The 15,500-nt window shown below is 62.0% G+C and carries 16 protein-coding genes; 5 read left to right on the top strand and 11 right to left on the bottom strand.

Going from position 1 to position 15,500, the window contains the following annotated elements; translation table 11 throughout:
• Window positions 1–51: 51 nt before the first annotated feature.
• Genes AC1D2R_RS14605 through AC1D2R_RS14620 form a run of 4 tightly spaced genes read right to left on the bottom strand, consistent with a single transcriptional unit; the run spans window position 52 to window position 5,190 of the window.
• Window positions 52–600, bottom strand: coding sequence for a sarcosine oxidase subunit gamma (locus AC1D2R_RS14605; RefSeq protein ID WP_477967984.1), 549 nt, complete (start codon window positions 598–600; stop codon window positions 52–54).
• Window positions 593–3,586 carry a sarcosine oxidase subunit alpha gene (locus AC1D2R_RS14610; RefSeq protein ID WP_477967985.1) on the bottom strand — a complete coding sequence of 998 codons (2,994 nt, stop codon included), beginning with the start codon at window positions 3,584–3,586 and terminating at the stop codon, window positions 593–595. Before AC1D2R_RS14610 ends, AC1D2R_RS14605 begins: the two co-directional genes overlap by 8 nt.
• On the bottom strand, window positions 3,583–3,924 hold the full coding sequence (locus AC1D2R_RS14615; protein ID WP_477967986.1) for a sarcosine oxidase subunit delta: 342 nt from the start codon (window positions 3,922–3,924) through the stop codon (window positions 3,583–3,585). Before AC1D2R_RS14615 ends, AC1D2R_RS14610 begins: the two co-directional genes overlap by 4 nt.
• Before the next feature lie 12 nt (window positions 3,925–3,936).
• Entirely contained in the window at window positions 3,937–5,190 is a 1,254-nt protein-coding gene (locus AC1D2R_RS14620; protein ID WP_477967987.1) for a sarcosine oxidase subunit beta family protein, read from the bottom strand.
• Between the two features lie 769 nt (window positions 5,191–5,959).
• Between AC1D2R_RS14620 and AC1D2R_RS14625 the strand changes: the two genes are divergently transcribed.
• On the top strand, window positions 5,960–6,433 hold the full coding sequence (locus AC1D2R_RS14625; protein WP_477967988.1) for a VOC family protein: 474 nt from the start codon (window positions 5,960–5,962) through the stop codon (window positions 6,431–6,433).
• A 98-nt stretch (window positions 6,434–6,531) separates the two neighbouring features.
• Here AC1D2R_RS14625 and AC1D2R_RS14630 read toward each other — a convergent pair whose 3' ends face one another.
• The 4 genes from AC1D2R_RS14630 to AC1D2R_RS14645 form a co-directional block, all read right to left on the bottom strand.
• Window positions 6,532–6,759 carry a hypothetical protein gene (locus AC1D2R_RS14630; RefSeq protein WP_477967989.1) on the bottom strand — a complete coding sequence of 76 codons (228 nt, stop codon included), beginning with the start codon at window positions 6,757–6,759 and terminating at the stop codon, window positions 6,532–6,534.
• A gap of 44 nt (window positions 6,760–6,803) precedes the next feature.
• Window positions 6,804–7,043: a 30S ribosomal protein S21 gene (rpsU, locus tag AC1D2R_RS14635; protein ID WP_007527643.1), complete on the bottom strand. Its 240-nt coding sequence runs from the start codon at window positions 7,041–7,043 to the stop codon at window positions 6,804–6,806.
• Window positions 7,044–7,098: 55 nt separating this feature from the next.
• Window positions 7,099–7,386, bottom strand: coding sequence for a cold-shock protein (locus tag AC1D2R_RS14640; protein WP_477967990.1), 288 nt, complete (start codon window positions 7,384–7,386; stop codon window positions 7,099–7,101).
• A 123-nt stretch (window positions 7,387–7,509) separates the two neighbouring features.
• Complete coding sequence (locus tag AC1D2R_RS14645) at window positions 7,510–7,719, bottom strand: cold-shock protein (protein ID WP_477967991.1); 210 nt, start codon at window positions 7,717–7,719, stop codon at window positions 7,510–7,512.
• 431 nt (window positions 7,720–8,150) lie between these two features.
• Between AC1D2R_RS14645 and rpsU (AC1D2R_RS14650) the strand changes: the two genes are divergently transcribed.
• From rpsU (AC1D2R_RS14650) to AC1D2R_RS14665, 4 genes are all read left to right on the top strand, one after another.
• Window positions 8,151–8,366 (top strand): 30S ribosomal protein S21, encoded by a 216-nt coding sequence (gene rpsU / locus AC1D2R_RS14650; protein ID WP_115106955.1) that lies wholly within the window; start codon window positions 8,151–8,153, stop codon window positions 8,364–8,366.
• 135 nt (window positions 8,367–8,501) lie between these two features.
• Window positions 8,502–9,368, top strand: a complete 867-nt coding sequence (locus tag AC1D2R_RS14655; protein ID WP_477967992.1) for a tetratricopeptide repeat protein — start codon at window positions 8,502–8,504, stop codon at window positions 9,366–9,368.
• A 25-nt stretch (window positions 9,369–9,393) separates the two neighbouring features.
• Window positions 9,394–10,455 (top strand): NAD(P)/FAD-dependent oxidoreductase, encoded by a 1,062-nt coding sequence (locus AC1D2R_RS14660; RefSeq protein WP_477967993.1) that lies wholly within the window; start codon window positions 9,394–9,396, stop codon window positions 10,453–10,455.
• Window positions 10,456–10,672: 217 nt separating this feature from the next.
• Window positions 10,673–12,352, top strand: coding sequence for a sensor histidine kinase (locus tag AC1D2R_RS14665; RefSeq protein ID WP_477967994.1), 1,680 nt, complete (start codon window positions 10,673–10,675; stop codon window positions 12,350–12,352).
• Window positions 12,353–12,504: 152 nt separating this feature from the next.
• Here the strand turns inward: AC1D2R_RS14665 and AC1D2R_RS14670 are convergent, their stop codons facing one another.
• The 3 genes from AC1D2R_RS14670 to AC1D2R_RS14680 are packed head-to-tail and all read right to left on the bottom strand — an operon-like array spanning window position 12,505 to window position 15,453.
• Window positions 12,505–13,899: an NAD(P)(+) transhydrogenase (Re/Si-specific) subunit beta gene (locus tag AC1D2R_RS14670; RefSeq protein ID WP_477967995.1), complete on the bottom strand. Its 1,395-nt coding sequence runs from the start codon at window positions 13,897–13,899 to the stop codon at window positions 12,505–12,507.
• A gap of 7 nt (window positions 13,900–13,906) precedes the next feature.
• On the bottom strand, window positions 13,907–14,305 hold the full coding sequence (locus tag AC1D2R_RS14675) for a proton-translocating transhydrogenase family protein (protein WP_477967996.1): 399 nt from the start codon (window positions 14,303–14,305) through the stop codon (window positions 13,907–13,909).
• Window positions 14,305–15,453: a Re/Si-specific NAD(P)(+) transhydrogenase subunit alpha gene (locus AC1D2R_RS14680; protein ID WP_477967997.1), complete on the bottom strand. Its 1,149-nt coding sequence runs from the start codon at window positions 15,451–15,453 to the stop codon at window positions 14,305–14,307. The genes AC1D2R_RS14675 and AC1D2R_RS14680 overlap by 1 nt, the downstream gene beginning before the upstream one ends.
• Between the last annotated feature and the right edge of the window lie 47 nt (window positions 15,454–15,500).

The following is a 15,500-nucleotide window of genomic DNA, read 5'->3' on the forward strand; positions in this document are numbered from 1 at the left end:
GCCGTGCAAACCGCGCCCCAGCCTTTCAACACCTTCCTCTCCGCTTGTCCGTCAGTGAGCGGCGTCTTCCGCGCCTTCGGCAAGCAGCCCGAAGACGAAGTCGGCGAACGACCGCCAGCATTCGACGCGGAACGTATCGTCCTCCGTCCGGAACAGAACGATCTCGGCCTTGCCGAAGAGGGTGCGCGTGCAGCAGCCCACCGGGAAGGCGCCGAGCGACAGGTCCTGCGGGCAGCCCGCCGAAATCGTCGCTTCGGCTCCGGGGCCGGATACGACGATCGCGACATTTCGGTGGGAGACATCCGTCGCCGAATGCAGCGCGCCGCTCTTGGAGAGCGCCGTCATCAGGTCGCCGCCGCTCTCGTCGATGACCAGCCATTCGTCCGGTCCGAGCCAGAGGGCCGAACGGCCCTCCTTGCGGCCCGAAGTCTTGGGTGCGACCGGGATCGTCACGCCGAGGGCGGAAGAAAGAGCCTTAAGCGAACCCGCCGGAGCGCGAAGCGCCACGCGGATTGCGTCAGGCGCTGGTGTCAGCCGTACGCTGGCAGAACCGCCATGACGTCCGGCAAGAGCGGATTTGCGAATTGCCGTATCAGCCATTGATGCGGCCTCCTTCCTTGTCAAAGAACACCATGTCGGTCACCTCGACGGCGATCGTCTTGTCAGGCATCGGCACGAAGAGCGTTTCGCCCATCCGCGCGCGTCCGCCGGCAACCAGCGCAAACGCAATCGATTTGCCGAGATTTTCCGACCAGTAGGACGACGTCACATGCCCGAGCATGGTCATCGGCTTCGGCTCGTTCGGGTTGGCGACGATCTGCGCGCCCTCCTCGAGAACCAGCTGCGGATCCTTGGTGACGAGGCCGACGAGCTGCTTGCGCCCTTCCTTGACGAGATCCGGACGCTTCAGTCCACGAATGCCGACGAAATCGGCCTTCTTCTTGGAAACGGCCCAGGAAAGACCGGCATCGTCAGGCGTCACGGTTCCGTCGGTGTCCTGGCCGACGATGATATAGCCCTTCTCGGCGCGGAGAACGTGCATCGTTTCCGTGCCGTAGACGCAGGCACCGAGCGGCTCGGCATTGGCCCAGACGGCTTCGATCACCGACTGGCCGTAATCGGCCGGCACGTTGATTTCGAAGCCGACTTCGCCGGTGAACGACACCCGGAACAGACGTGCAGGCACGCCCATGACCGCGCACTCGGCAACGCTCATATGCGGGAAAGCTTCGTTGGAAATGTCAACGCCTTCGACCAGCGGCGCGATGATCTCGCGCGCCTTGGGACCCTGGATGGCGATGACCGCCCACTGCTCGGTGACGGACGTCAGCCAGACGTTGAGGTGCGGGAACTCCGTCTGCAGATAGTCTTCCATGTGGTGGAGCACACGCGGCGCCCCGCCGGTCGTGGTCGTCACATGGAAACGGTCTTCGCTGAGGCGCCCGACGACGCCGTCGTCGTACACGAATCCGTCTTCGCGGGTCATGATGCCGTAGCGGCACTTGCCCGGCTTCAGCGTGTCCCAGGCGTTGGTGTACATCAGGTTCATGAATTCGGCGGCATCGGGTCCGACGATCTCGATCTTGCCGAGCGTCGACGCATCGAACACGCCTGCGACGTCGCGCGCCGTCTTGCATTCGCGAGCAACCGCCTGGTGCATCGTCTCGCCGGCACGCGGATAGAACCACGCTCGCTTCCAGTTGCCGACATCCTCGAACACGGCACCGTGGGCTTCCTCCCACTGGTGCAGCGGCGTCTTGCGCGTCGGATCGAACAATGGCCCGCGCGAATGGGCGACCAGCGTGCCATAGGTAACGGGGGTGTACGGCGCGCGGAAGGTGGTGAGACCGACCTTCGGAATCTCCCTGCCCAGCATCTCGGCTGCAATCGCCAGACCGTGCATGTTGGAGAGCTTGCCCTGGTCAGACGCCATGCCGTTGGTCGTGAAGCGCTTGATGTGCTCGATCGAGTGCATGCCCTCACGCACTGCCAGGCGAATATCCTTGGCGCAGACGTCGTGCTGGAAATCGATGAACGCCTTGGCGCTGGTCTCGGGACCTGCGCCTTCGGCGGCGCCAATCATGCCGCCCGTCCATTGATGCGCCTGCTCTGCCGAGAGGCTGATCTTGCCGCCTGCCGATTTGCCTACCGCCTGGGCCATCAGCTCGCCGGCAGCCAGCGATTCCTCGATCGTCTGCTGCAGGTCGTCCGTGCCGTTGCAGGCACCGACCGAAAGGCAGTCCTGCGCATAGGTGCCCGGCAGGAAACGCTGGGTCTCCGGCTCGAAGGCAACCTTGCCGCGCGACTGCGAGAACAGATGCACCGATGGCGTCCAGCCGGCCGAAACCAGCAGCGCATCGACTGCGATCTTGCGCGGCGAGCCGCCGCCGTTGCGGGCGACCGTCATCGAGGAGATGCGCAGCTTGCCCGAGGTGGTGACTACGGATTGACCGGCGAGAACGTCGATGCCGAGCGAACGCGCCTCCGCGAGCACGGCGGCGCCCGGCGTCTGGCGGCAATCCACGATAGCCGCAATCTCGACACCGGCACGTTTCAGGTCGAAGGCTGCCTCATAGGCCGAGTCATGCGCCGTATAGACGCCCACCTTCTGGCCGACGGCAACGCCGTACTGGTTGAGGTACATGCGCGCGGCCGACGCCAGCATGATGCCTGGGCGGTCGTTGTTCGGGAACACCATATGACGCTCGATCGCGCCGTTGGCGAGGATGACGCGCTTGGCGCGCAGCTGCCACAGACGCTCGCGCGGCAGGTCGCGGCCGGGGTTGGCGATATGATCGGTCACACGTTCGGCCAGGCCGACGAAGTTGTGGTTGTAGTAGCCGAAAGCCGTGGTGCGGGTCAGGACCTGCACGTTCTCCATGGCCTTGAGCGCGGCGACGGTTTTCTGCGCCCACTCGTAGCCATCGATGCCGTCGATCTTGACGGTGCTGTCAAAACGCAGCGCACCGCCCGCTTCCGCCTGCTCGTCGCAGAGGAACACCTTGGCGCCTGCCTGCGCGGCCGCAAGCGCCGCCGAAAGGCCGGCTACGCCAGCGCCGACCACCAGCACGTCACAATGGGCATAGCGGCTGGCATAGTGATCCGGATCGGTTTCCGTGGGCGCGACGCCGAGACCGGCCGCACGGCGGATCATCGGCTCGTAGATGTGCTTCCATGCCGCCTTCGGCCACATGAAGGTCTTGTAGTAGAAGCCGGCCGCGAAGAACGGCGACATCAGGTTGTTGATGCCGCCGATATCGAAGGCGAGCGACGGGTAGCGGTTCTGCGACTGCACGATCATGCCGTCGAAGACTTCCTGGACCGTGGCACGGACGTTCGGCTGCTTGCGGGCGCTGTCGCGGGCGACGTCGATCAGGGCATTCGGTTCTTCTGCACCGGCAGACAGAATGCCGCGCGGGCGATGATACTTGAACGAGCGGCCGACCAGATGAATGTTGTTGGCGATCAACGCCGAGGCGACGGTGTCGCCCTCGAGCGCCGTATAGCTCTTGCCGTCGAAGGTGAAGCGCGCCGTTCTGGCAGGTGTCAGGCGACCCTTGCCCGGTATCCGGTTCGTACCGCTCATTGTGCCTCTCCTTCCGTCGCTTCATAGGTTTCGACGGGAGCGTGCGGAACGGAGGCCGCGCCGATCTCGGGCTTCGGTTCGCCTGCCTTGTAGGTCATGACGAACTTGTCGCTGATGGTGTCGCGCGCCGCATTGAAGAAGCGTCCACAACCGTGCTGGTGGCGCCAGCGTTCAAAGATCAACCCCTTGGGATTGTCGCGCAGGAAGAAGTACTGCTCGAACTCCTCGTCGGAAATCGAGGCGATATTCTGGGGGCGCGCAATATGGGCGTCGCCGGCACCACGGAATTCGAGCTCGGAGCGCTCTTCCTGACAGTATGGGCAATAGATCAGAAGCATGATGTCCTCGGGTCAGTGCGCGACGGCAGCAGCGGCAGCTTCATCGATCAGGCGTCCGGTGCGGAAGCGATCGAGCGTCAGCCCGGCATTGAACTTGTGCACCTCGTCGCGAGCGATCAGATGCGCGAACAGGTTCGCCGAACCCGGCGTCGCCTTGAAGCCACCGGTGCCCCAGCCGCAGTTGACGTAGAGCCCCGGAACCGGCGTCTTCGACTGGATCGCCGAACGGTCCGGCGTGTTGTCGACGATACCGCCCCACTGGCGCATCATCTTGACGCGGCGGAACATCGGGAACAGTTCACAGATCGCATCAAGCGTATGTGTGATGATCTGCAGGCCGCCGGTCTGGCTGTAGGAATTGTACTGGTCGGTGCCCGCGCCGATGACGAGTTCGCCCTTGTCGGACTGCGAGATGTAGGCATGCACCGTGTTCGACATGACCACGCAGGGGAAGATCGGCTTCAGCGGTTCCGACACGAGCGCCTGCAACGGGCTCGATTGCAGCGGCACGCGCACATCAGCCATCTTCATGATCGTCGTCGTATGGCCAGCCGCCGAGACGCCGACCTTCCTGGCGCCGATGAAGCCGCGATTGGTCTCGACACCGGTGACGCGCCCGTCGGAGCCGCGGCGGATGCCGGTCACCTCGCAGTTCTGGATGATGTGAACGCCGCGATCCGATGCCGCACGGGCATAACCCCAGGCAACCGCATCGTGACGCGCCGTGCCGCCGCGACGCTGCAGTGCGGCACCATTGATGGGGTAGCGGGCGCTGGCGGAAATATCGAGCGGCGGACAATAGGCTTTCGCCTGCTCCGGCGTCAGCCACTCGTTGTCGATGCCATAAAGCCGGTTGGCGTGGATATGCCGCTTGAAGGACTGCTGGTCGTGAACATTGTGCGAGAGCATCATCACGCCGCGCGGCGAATACATCACATTGTAGTTGAGATCCTGAGACAGGTTCTCCCAGAGCTTCATCGAATGCTCGTAGATGTGCATGCTCTCTTCGTAGAGATAGTTCGAGCGGATGATGGTCGTGTTACGGCCGGTGTTGCCGCCGCCGAGCCAGCCCTTCTCCAGGACCGCGACATTGGTGATGCCGTGCTCCTTGGCAAGGTAATATGCCGCACCAAGACCATGCCCGCCGCCACCGATGATGATGACGTCGTATTCGGCGCGAGGTTCCGGCGAAGTCCACTGCCTCTCCCAGCCCTTGTGACCCCTCAGAGCCTCCCGTGCCACGGCAAAAACCGAGTATCTGCGCATCCGCCTTCATCTCCTTCGGGGGAACGATCCCGTCTCGTCGGCCATACAAATCGCAAATCCAAAAGCGGCACAACGTTTCTTTTGCGACGTGAATGGGCTTTTGTTTTGACACGAGTGAGATCAGTCGTGGCCCGCGCGTCATTTTCCCCGCAATGTTGGAAGAGCATCGACAGCAGCGGACGCGTTCTCGAGCTCGGCCCGGAAACCGGTATCGTCACAGAAGCATTGCTCGCCCGCGGCGTATCGCCGGCGAACCTGACAGTGATCGAAATCGAAAGAAGCGTTGTCGCACTGCTGCGGCGCCGACTTCCGCAGATCACCGTGCTCCAGCACGATGCACGCCGCGTGCCGGGGCTCGAATGCGAGGGTTTCAGTTCCGTCGTCAGCGGCCCGCCTGCCGCTACGCAACATGAGCCAAGAGACCGTTCACGCGATCACGGCCGGCGCCTTCTCCCTCATGCCTCTGAGCGGCACTTTCTACCAGCTTACCTATGGCTATAGATGCGCGGTTGACGACCCGGTCCTTCGATCGCCTGGCCTGCGGGTTGCCAATCTGGGACGCATCGGCTCAACCTGCCGCCTGCAACTGTGTACCGGTTCTCACGATGGGGCTAGCCCAAGAGGGCAGGCAACTTGATGAAGGCCGCGATCGGTAAAGTGGACAGCAGCGGCAATGTCCGAGTGAAATGCTTTGCCTGGGGCTGGAGAAAGTCGGTCTCGGTCTTATTTCAGGCAGAAGTTGGGAAACGGACAGCGAGAGGATCACGCAATGGCGAAGAACACGATCTGCATCTGGTACGACAAAGAGGCTGAGGCCGCCGCGCACTTCTATGCCGAGACCTTTCCGGACAGCGCTGTGGGTGCCGTCATCCGTGCACCTGGAGACTATCCGGCGGGCAAGCAGGGAGACGTGTTGGTCGTTGAATTCACCGTTGCGGGTGTCGCATGTATCGGTTTGAACGGCGGCTCCGCGTTCAAACATAGCGAAGCCTTCTCATTTCAGATTGCGACGGACGATCAGGAAGAAACCGACCGCTACTGGAAGGCGATTGTCGGCAATGGCGGCCACGAAAGTGAATGTGGCTGGTGCAAGGACAAGTGGGGTGTATCCTGGCAGATCACGCCGCGCGTACTGACCGAAGCGCTTGCGGCAGGCGGTGATCAGGCAAAGCGCGCCTTTGATGCGATGATGACGATGCGTAAGATCGATGTCGGGGCGATCGAAGCGGCGCGGCGCGGGTGAGGCACGCAAGCAGTGGCACAGGCCCGGAGGGCCTGATGCCATTGTGCACTTTGAGATACATGGATTGATCGTGGCACGCCCGATGGACGTGCGACACCTTAGGACGAAGACGCGGTCTTGGAGGCCGCACGCTTTTTCTTCACGGGGGCGGCCTCAGGCGGGGCTTCGGCGGCCTGCTGCAAGCGCAGGGCCTTCAGTTTTTCCGTTTTCTTTTCGCGAGCGGCGGCTTCGGCAGACACGATTGCTCTCGCAGTCGTGTCGGTCGCAGCCGCTTTATCGCGTGATGAGAGCTTGGCCGGATTGAAGAATTCGTTCTTTGAAGTCATCTGCACTCTCTCTATCTAGACGAAGCCTGCCCGGTGGGGGCAGATCAGCGTGCCGGACGCACGGCCTTCTTCGGAGCAGGCAGAAGCCCTTCGCGCTGAAGCTTCTTGCGCGCGAGCTTGCGCTGGCGGCGGACTGCTTCGGCCTTTTCACGAACGCGCTTCTCAGACGGCTTTTCATAAGCGCTACGCGCCTTGAACTCGCGGAAGAGACCTTCGCGCTGCATCTTCTTCTTCAGGACGCGAAGCGCCTGATCGACATTGTTATCCCTGACGAGAACCTGCAAACTCTTTCCTTTCATGCGGCAATCGTGATTGCCAGTTAGACGGCGAAGCCGGAAATTACTTCCTGACCTTGATGCTGGAAGACTTCAGCCAGGAGCCAGTCTCCGCACTCGCCACGGTTTCAATGTTTGGCACCGAAGATGCCGACTGAATGACGTCGATATCGCTTTCGACGATCCGACGTTCAAAATTCTCGGTCTCGAAGCGGACCCGGTATTGCGCACGACTGCCGTCGAACGGAAGAACGCTGGCGATCGTGCAAGTTCTTCCTGCTGTATCCGTACGGACGAATCCGTCCTTCAGGACTATCTTGTCTCCGACAGCAAATCTGGGAGTGCGTGCCATAGTGTTCTCACCGAGCCATCGTCGTGATTCTTGAAAAGCATAAAAGGCCGGGTGTAACCCCGACCTCTTCCGTCATTGCCTGCAGCTGCCAGTACATCCGTGGTCAGCCAAGGCGAATGACAATTACGCGGCGCGCAGATTGTCTGCAGAGTTCTTGCCGGACTTCTGATCGCGCACGAGGTCGTAGCTAATCTTCTGGCCGTCGGCCAGACCGCGCAGGCCAGCACGCTCAACCGCCGAAATGTGAACGAAAACGTCAGCAGCACCGTCATCCGGCTGAATGAAGCCGAAGCCCTTTGTGCTGTTGAACCACTTTACGGTACCTGAATTCATAACGATCGCCTTTCAATGGTCGTTAGTACCCGGCGAGGATTCGCTGGGTTTGATCGATTTTGAGAGGAGATCTGACGGAGCGATTTGGCTCTTTGACAAAGGTCACAAGCAATGGTCGATGGCCTCACTATAGAGCAAACGGCGGCCGATGCAAGGAATGAACCGGAATTAGGCGCTTTCGCACAGCCGCCGGCAGCGTCCGGCGTGCGAACAATCGGGCCGTCGGCCACGCTTCGAATGAAACCGCGGAAATCACCACGACTGGCGCATTCCGGATTTTTCCGTCCAAATCCGCTGGTTCGTATGGACTTCCGCGCCATGATCTGTTATCCCGCACCCAATCGCAAGGCCGCAGCCGCGCGAAGTGAACATTTTTGCCTCTGGCGCCGTGCTGAAGCAGGCCTCAACCAAACCAAAGGAACGTGACTCTCGTGCAGGTACTTGTCCGCGATAACAATGTTGACCAGGCTCTCCGCGCTCTCAAGAAGAAGATGCAGCGTGAAGGCATTTTCCGCGAAATGAAGATGCGCGACTACTACGAGAAGCCCTCGGAGAAGCGCGCTCGCGAAAAGGCCGAAGCCGTTCGTCGCGTTCGCAAGCTGGCTCGCAAGCGGGCACAGCGCGAAAGCGGCGTTGCGGCACGCTAAGCGCTGCTGTCGTTATTTCGACGTTTTCAAATGTATGTTGGCGGGGGCGATTATGTCGCCACCGCCTTTTTAATTTGCTGCTGAAGCTTGCCAGTCCCTCGCCGGACCGGCTGCACCGGGGGAAAACAAGCCCGCATGGCTGATATCATGTCGAATACCCGTTCCTTGCGTTTGCCGAAAATTGCCACTCTGCCGGCACTGGCTGTCGTCACCGCACTCGGCCTCGCCGGTTGCACGACCAACAACATGTCGGATGCCGTTATCCGCATCGACAAGGCGCAGGGTTCGCAGGAGAATATTGCCTCGCTGACCTCGGTTATCAACGCCAACCCGAGAGATCCCGAAGGCTATAACGTGCGCGGTTCGGCCTATGGGCGCGGCGGCGATTTCCGCCAGGCGCTGAATGACTTCAACACGGCGTTGCAGATCAATCCGAGGTTCTATCAGGCCTACGCCAACCGCGCGCTTGTGTATCGCAACATGGGCCAGCAGCAGCAGGCGATCCAGGACTACAACGCCGCCCTGCAGATCAATCCGAACTACGACGTGGCGCTCATCGGCCGCGGCAATGTTTACCGCACCGCCGGTCAGGTCGACGCCGCCTTCAACGATTTCAACAAGGCGATACAGCTCGGGACGACCGACGGCCGCGCCTACCACAATCGTGGCCTCATCTATCAGAAGCGCAATCAGCAGGATAAGGCGATCGACGACTTCTCGAAAGCGATCTCTCTCGCTCCGAATTCCCCCGAGCCCTACAACGGCCGTGGCATCTCCTATATTGCGCTCAACGACGACGACAACGCGTTTGCCGATTTCAACCATGCGATCGAGCTCAATGGCAACGTCGCCGAATCCTGGGCCAACCAGGCGCTGGTCTACGAGCGCAAGGGCGATAAGCAGAAAGCCGCCCGCTCCTACCGCCACGCTATCGGCCTGGATGCGAAGTACCAGCCCGCGAAAGACGGCCTTGCGCGCGTAGGCGCTCCCACCGCCGGCTAACGACTAGCAGATCGGGGCGACGACGATGGCAACCAAACAGCATGTGGTCGTCGTCGGCTCGGGGATTGTCGGTGCTTCTATCGCCTGGCATCTGGCGCGCGACGGCGCGAGCGTGACAGTCGTGGCCGAAGACACCGGCGGTGTCGCCACGCCCTGTTCCTTTGCCTGGATCAATGCCAGCTGGGGCAATCCGGAATTCTACTTTCATTTCCGCCGTCGCTCGATGAGCGAATGGAGAAGGCTGGCAAGGGAATTGCCCGGCCTGCCACTCTCCTGGAACGGCGGCATCAGCTGGGACCTGCCGCCGGACAAGCTTAAAGCTTTCGCCGCAGAGCAGATCAGCTGGGGTTACGGCGTCGAGCGCATCGGCCGCGACCAGATTGTCGCCCGCGAGCCTTTTCTGAAAACAGCCCCCGATCTTGCGCTTTCGGTTGCCGAGGAAGGCGCCGTCGAGCCGGTCGCCGCCGCCCGGCTGATGCTCGCCGATGCCGGGGCACGCGGCGCGAAATTCATGACCGCGGCAGTCAGCGGACTGATACGCAGCGGCGACAGAATCTCCGGCGTCGTCACCTCAGCCGGAATGATCGAGGCCGATCACGTCGTCTTGGCATCGGGTGCCGGGAGCACGCCGCTGGCGGCCTCCATCGGCATGGCACTTCCCATCGAAACGCCGCCTGGCCTGTTAGTCCATTCCCGGCCCTACGAAAAGCGCCTGACCGGCCTTGTCATGGCGCCGTCGCTGCACATGCGCCAGACGGCCGAGGGCCGCATTGTTGCCGGAAGTGATTTCGGTGGGGCCGAACCTGGGGCAGACCAGCAGGCGACAGCAACGGCACTCTTCGCCAAGCTTAGGCAAAGCCTGCTGGAGAGCCAGTCGCTCACCATGGACTTCTTCACGGTCGGATACCGCCCGACCCCGAAAGACGGCCTGCCCATCATCGGCCATGCCTGCGAGGGGCTCTATATCGCCGTCATGCACTCCGGCGTAACTTTGGCACCGATTGCAGGACTACTCGCGTCAAGCGAGATTCTGACCGGCACCGAAGACCCTGCCCTAGCGCCGTTCAGGCTCGCCAGATTCGCTTGAACATCTTCGCCACAGAAGCCCGCTAAATGCCGACGACATGTTTTAGCAGGTTGCAAGGATTTGGAGCTGTCCCTAACATGCAGCTGTTTCGATAGCAGGCTATCGGCAAGATAGAGGGCGCATTGAGGGCAATCGCAGTGATCCAGTTCTTTGCTTTCATGCTCGTAGGGGCCGAGGGCGCAAGCGTCTGTGCGCCTAGCATGCGAAGAATGCGCCGATGAAGATCTCCGCGCGGCTGTTTCCCAAGGCATCGATCGGCACTTATCTGATCGCCATGGCACTGGCGACGTCGCTACCGATATTCGCGCTGGTCGCTTTGCTGCTCGGGCAGCTGGAGGACAACCAGCGTTCGATCCTGAAGCGGGAAACGGCCCAGGACGCCACCGCCCTCGCCCGGTCCATCGACCGCCAGCTCCAGGACATGGCTACAACCCTGAGGTTACTGTCCACCTCGCCCGAGCTGGAGAGCAACGACTTCGCCGCCTTCCACAACCGAACTGAAACGGCGCTGCGTGCAGACACGCTCTATGTCATCGCAATGGACGCCAGTGGTCAGCAACTGCTGAACACGCGGGTTGACTACGGCATACCCCTGGGCAAGACCGCCAATATGGCGGCCATCGGATCGGCGATCAAGTCCGGGCGCATCGAGGCTTCTGATGTGTTTCAGGGCCGAACCAGCGGCGAATGGGTCTACAACGTCACCATGCCGTTGCAACTTGGTCGCGTCGCTGCGCTGATCATCACCCAGAACGCCAAGGATCTCGCCAAGCTTGTCTCGACGGAAGGACTGCCTGCCGACTGGTCTGCTGCCGTCGTCGATCAGGGCGGCCATGTCGTCGCCTCCGCCGGCGCGAGCAGCATAGGCTTCGGCCAGCCGTTCGACCCGCGCATCTTGCCGTCGTTGATCGAATCGAGCGGGGTCTATGAAAACAGCACCGTGTTGCCGAAGACCATGCTCGGCTATGCCCAGATTCCGGGCTGGTCCTGGAAGGCGGTCATATGGGGGCCCGTCGCGAGTGCCCAGGCCTCGATCCTGACGACCTGGCGTTTCCTGGTCATCGGTGGCATCGCGCTCCTGTCGGTGGCGATCTTGGCCGCCTATGCGGTCGCCCGCCAGGTCCGCACCACCATAAGGTCCATCGCCGACATGGCGAACCGGATGGGTCAGGGCCAGATCGTCGCGCCGATCGACACCAGCGTGATCGAGGCGAACCAGGTCGCCATCGCGCTTTCCAATGCCTCCTTTGACCGCAGCCAGACCGAAGACCGGCTGCATTTCGTGATGAACGAGCTTGTCCATCGCACCAAAAACCTGCTGGCGCTCGCCCAGGCGATGATGCGTCAGCTGGCCAAGCAGGCCGGAACCGTGGAGGAATTCCAGGCCGCGGTCGCCGATCGCCTTGACGGCCTTTCGCGCTCCATCGAGCTCTTGACCAGCGAGAATTGGGCCGGCGCATCGCTTCGACGCGTGATCGACATCCACCTGAAGGCCTTCCCGCAGGCCGTTCAGCAGATCGACATCTTCGGCAAGGATTTCATGCTGAAGCCGGAGGCCGTGCAGAACCTCGGCCTCACCCTGCATGAGCTTGCCACCAATTCGATCAAATACGGCGCGCTCTCGATACCGCAGGGCCGTGTCCGGCTTTACTGGCAAAATCTCCAGGAAGACGACCACAGCGAAGAGATGCTGCGCGTCACCTGGGAAGAGCAGAACGGACCACCCGTGAAACCTCCGGAGCGGTCCGGGTTCGGCACCACTGTTATCAAGAACCACGCCGCCGCCGCCTTTAGCGGCACCGTGCAGGTGGAGTTCCTGCCGAAGGGCCTCCGCTGGGAGCTGACAGCACCACGCCGCGCACTCGAACGCACGACATCACCGGTGGGCACGGCCTGACGGCGATTGCAGCCGCGCCTATGCTGCAAAGCCATTACCGGAATGAAGATAGCGAACCTCTCAACTGGCATCATGGCATCCGGCGGACACGAAAAAGGGCGCCGTTTCCGCGCCCTCAATCCTGGTCAGTGCCCTCAGGCTTGGCGAATGCCTCAGTGGTTGATCGCCTTGTTGATCTCTTCGGTCACCTTCTTGGCGTCGCCGAGCAGCATCATCGTGCCGTCCTTGTAGAACAGCGTGTTGTCGATGCCGGCGTAACCGGAGCCGAGCGAGCGCTTGACGAAGATGCAGGTCTTGGCCTTGTCGACGTCGAGGATCGGCATGCCGTAGATCGGCGAGGTCTTGTCGTCGCGTGCCGCCGGATTGGTGACGTCGTTAGCGCCGATGACATAGGCAACGTCGGCCTGGGCGAATTCCGAATTGATGTCTTCGAGCTCGAAGACTTCATCATAGGGAACGTTGGCTTCGGCGAGCAGCACGTTCATGTGGCCGGGCATGCGGCCGGCAACCGGATGAATCGCGTATTTCACCTCGACGCCGTTCTTCTTCAGATTGTCGGCGAGTTCGCGAAGTGCGTGCTGGGCCTGTGCCACTGCCATGCCGTAGCCCGGCACGATGATGACCTTGGAGGCATTTGCCATCAGGTAGCCCGCATCCTCTGCCGAGCCGAGCTTCACCGTCTTGTCGGAATTGTCGGTGGTGCCGGACGACGCCTCGCCGCCAAAGCCGCCGAGGATGACGGACACGAAGGAGCGGTTCATGCCCTTGCACATGATGTAGGACAGGATCGCACCCGACGAGCCGACCAGTGCGCCGGTGATGATCAGCGCCAGGTTGCCGAGCGTGAAACCGATGCCGGCTGCCGCCCATCCCGAGTAGGAGTTCAGCATCGACACGACGACCGGCATGTCGGCTCCGCCGATCGGAACGATCAGCAGAACGCCGAGCGCCAGCGACAGCACCACGATGGCCCAGAAGTCGAAATGGCTTTCCGAAGCCCCCAATCCGACGATGAAGAACACGATCAGTGCCAGAAGCGCCGCGTTGATCAGGTGGCGGAACGGCAGCATGATCGGCTTGCCCGACATGCGCCCGTCGAGTTTCAGAAAGGCGATGATCGAGCCGGTGAAGGTCAGCGCACCGATTGCCGCACCGAGCGCCATTTCGATGCGCGCTTCCGTGTGGATTTCTCCTATGTTGCCAATACCGAAGGAGGCCGGCGTGTAGAGTGCCGATGCCGCGACCAGAACCGCGGCAAGGCCGACCAGCGAGTGGAAACCGGCCACCAGCTGCGGCATCGAGGTCATCGGAATGACGCGGGCGATATAGGCGCCCGCACCGCCACCGATCGCAAGACCGAGAATGATGAGCACGAAGCCGCCGAACGACGGCGTGGCAAGCGTCAGCGTTGTGAGGATGGCGATCCCCATACCGGCCATGCCGTAGAGATTGCCCTTGCGGCTGGTTGCCGGGTGGGAAAGTCCGCGTAGCGCCAGGATGAAGAGGACACCGGAGACGAGGTAGAGGAAGGCTGCGATACTGGTCATGCGGTTCTCACTTGTCCTTCTTCTTGTACATCGCCAGCATCCGCTGGGTGACAAGGAAGCCGCCGAAGATGTTCACCGAGACGAGCACGAGCGCGATGAAACCGAAGCCGGTCGCCAGCCCGCTGGTCGAGATGCCGACCGCAAGCAGCGCGCCGACGACGATGACGGATGAAATCGCGTTGGTGACGGCCATCAGCGGCGTATGCAACGCCGGCGTCACCGACCAGACGACGTAGTAGCCGACGAAGATCGCCAGCACGAAGATCGCCAGCTGGAAGACGAAGGGGTCGATCACGCCCCCGGTCGCAGCACTCGCCACCTCCGGCGCATTGGCAGCAGCCGAGGCAACTGCACTCACGGCCTGGTTGAGCTGATCCAGCGCCCGGTCCATTTGTTCCGTAGCCATTACTTGTCCCCCTTCTTCGCGCCGCCGAATGCCGGATGCACGACATCGCCGGCGTGGGTCAGCATGGTCGCCTTGATCAGTTCGTCCTCGGGATTGAAGGCGATCGCCTTCGTTTCCTTGTTGACCATGGTCTCAAGGAAGGTGACGAGGTTCTTGGCGTAGAGCGCCGAGGCGCTGGCCGCGATGCGGCCTGCCATGTTGGCAAACCCGATTACCCTGACGCCATCGACATCGGCGACCTTGCCTGGCTTGACGCCCTCGATATTGCCACCGCGCTCGACTGCGAGATCGACTGCGACCGCACCCGGCTTCATCGATTTCAACATCTCCCGCGAGACCAGCTTTGGCGCCGGGCGTCCTGGAATCAGTGCCGTGGTGATGACGATATCCTGCTTGGCGATGTGCTCGGCAACGAGTGCCGCCTGCTTGGCCCGGTATTCCCCAGACATCTCCTTGGCATAGCCGCCTGCCGTCTCCGCTCTCTTGAACTCCTCGTCCTCGACGGCGATGAACTTCGCCCCGAGTGAGGCGACCTGTTCCTTGGCAGCGGGGCGAACGTCGGTGGCGGACACCGCTGCACCAAGGCGCCGCGCGGTGGCGATGGCCTGAAGGCCGGCAACGCCCGCTCCCATGACGAACACCTTGGCGGCCGGAACGGTACCGGCGGCGGTCATCATCATCGGCATGGCACGGTCATAGACCGCCGCTGCCTCGATGACAGCCTGATAGCCAGCGAGATTGGCCTGGGACGAGAGAACGTCCATCGACTGCGCGCGCGTGATGCGCGGCATCAGTTCCATGGCGAATGTGGAAAGACCGGCTTTCGCCATGCCGGCGATCGCCTCGTCGTTGCCGTAGGGATCCATGATGGCGATAACGACAGCGCCGCTCTTGTAGCCGCCGATTTCCACCTCGGTTGGGCGCCGTACCTTGAGGACGACATCCGCGGATGCCGCATCTCCCGCCGACCCGATCCGTGCCCCGACGGCCTCGTATTCGCTGTCGGGTATCCTGGAAAGCTTGCCCGCGCCCGCCTCGATGACAACGTCGAGCCCGAGGGCCTTGATCTTCTTTATGGTTTCAGGAGACGCGGAAACACGCGTCTCGTCCCCCGTGGTTTCTTTGGCCACGAAAATAATATTGCCCAACCGCCCCCTCCTCCGGGTCAGCAAGACCGCAGCAGGTCTCCCTGCTC

The sequence above is a fragment of the Rhizobium sp. P1_C7 genome (assembly GCF_056406295.1).

Excerpts from the sequence above, each read along its gene's own strand:
- AC1D2R_RS14605 (WP_477967984.1), bottom strand. The coding sequence starts at position 600 with ATGGCTGATACGGCAATTCGCAAATCCGCTCTTGCCGGACGTCATGGC.
- AC1D2R_RS14610 (WP_477967985.1), bottom strand. The coding sequence starts at position 3,586 with ATGAGCGGTACGAACCGGATACCGGGCAAGGGTCGCCTGACACCTGCC.
- AC1D2R_RS14615 (WP_477967986.1), bottom strand. The coding sequence starts at position 3,924 with ATGCTTCTGATCTATTGCCCATACTGTCAGGAAGAGCGCTCCGAGCTC.
- AC1D2R_RS14620 (WP_477967987.1), bottom strand. The coding sequence starts at position 5,190 with ATGCGCAGATACTCGGTTTTTGCCGTGGCACGGGAGGCTCTGAGGGGT.
- AC1D2R_RS14625 (WP_477967988.1), top strand. The coding sequence starts at position 5,960 with ATGGCGAAGAACACGATCTGCATCTGGTACGACAAAGAGGCTGAGGCC.
- AC1D2R_RS14630 (WP_477967989.1), bottom strand. The coding sequence starts at position 6,759 with ATGACTTCAAAGAACGAATTCTTCAATCCGGCCAAGCTCTCATCACGC.
- AC1D2R_RS14640 (WP_477967990.1), bottom strand. The coding sequence starts at position 7,386 with ATGGCACGCACTCCCAGATTTGCTGTCGGAGACAAGATAGTCCTGAAG.
- AC1D2R_RS14645 (WP_477967991.1), bottom strand. The coding sequence starts at position 7,719 with ATGAATTCAGGTACCGTAAAGTGGTTCAACAGCACAAAGGGCTTCGGC.
- AC1D2R_RS14655 (WP_477967992.1), top strand. The coding sequence starts at position 8,502 with ATGGCTGATATCATGTCGAATACCCGTTCCTTGCGTTTGCCGAAAATT.
- AC1D2R_RS14660 (WP_477967993.1), top strand. The coding sequence starts at position 9,394 with ATGGCAACCAAACAGCATGTGGTCGTCGTCGGCTCGGGGATTGTCGGT.
- AC1D2R_RS14665 (WP_477967994.1), top strand. The coding sequence starts at position 10,673 with ATGAAGATCTCCGCGCGGCTGTTTCCCAAGGCATCGATCGGCACTTAT.
- AC1D2R_RS14670 (WP_477967995.1), bottom strand. The coding sequence starts at position 13,899 with ATGACCAGTATCGCAGCCTTCCTCTACCTCGTCTCCGGTGTCCTCTTC.
- AC1D2R_RS14675 (WP_477967996.1), bottom strand. The coding sequence starts at position 14,305 with ATGGCTACGGAACAAATGGACCGGGCGCTGGATCAGCTCAACCAGGCC.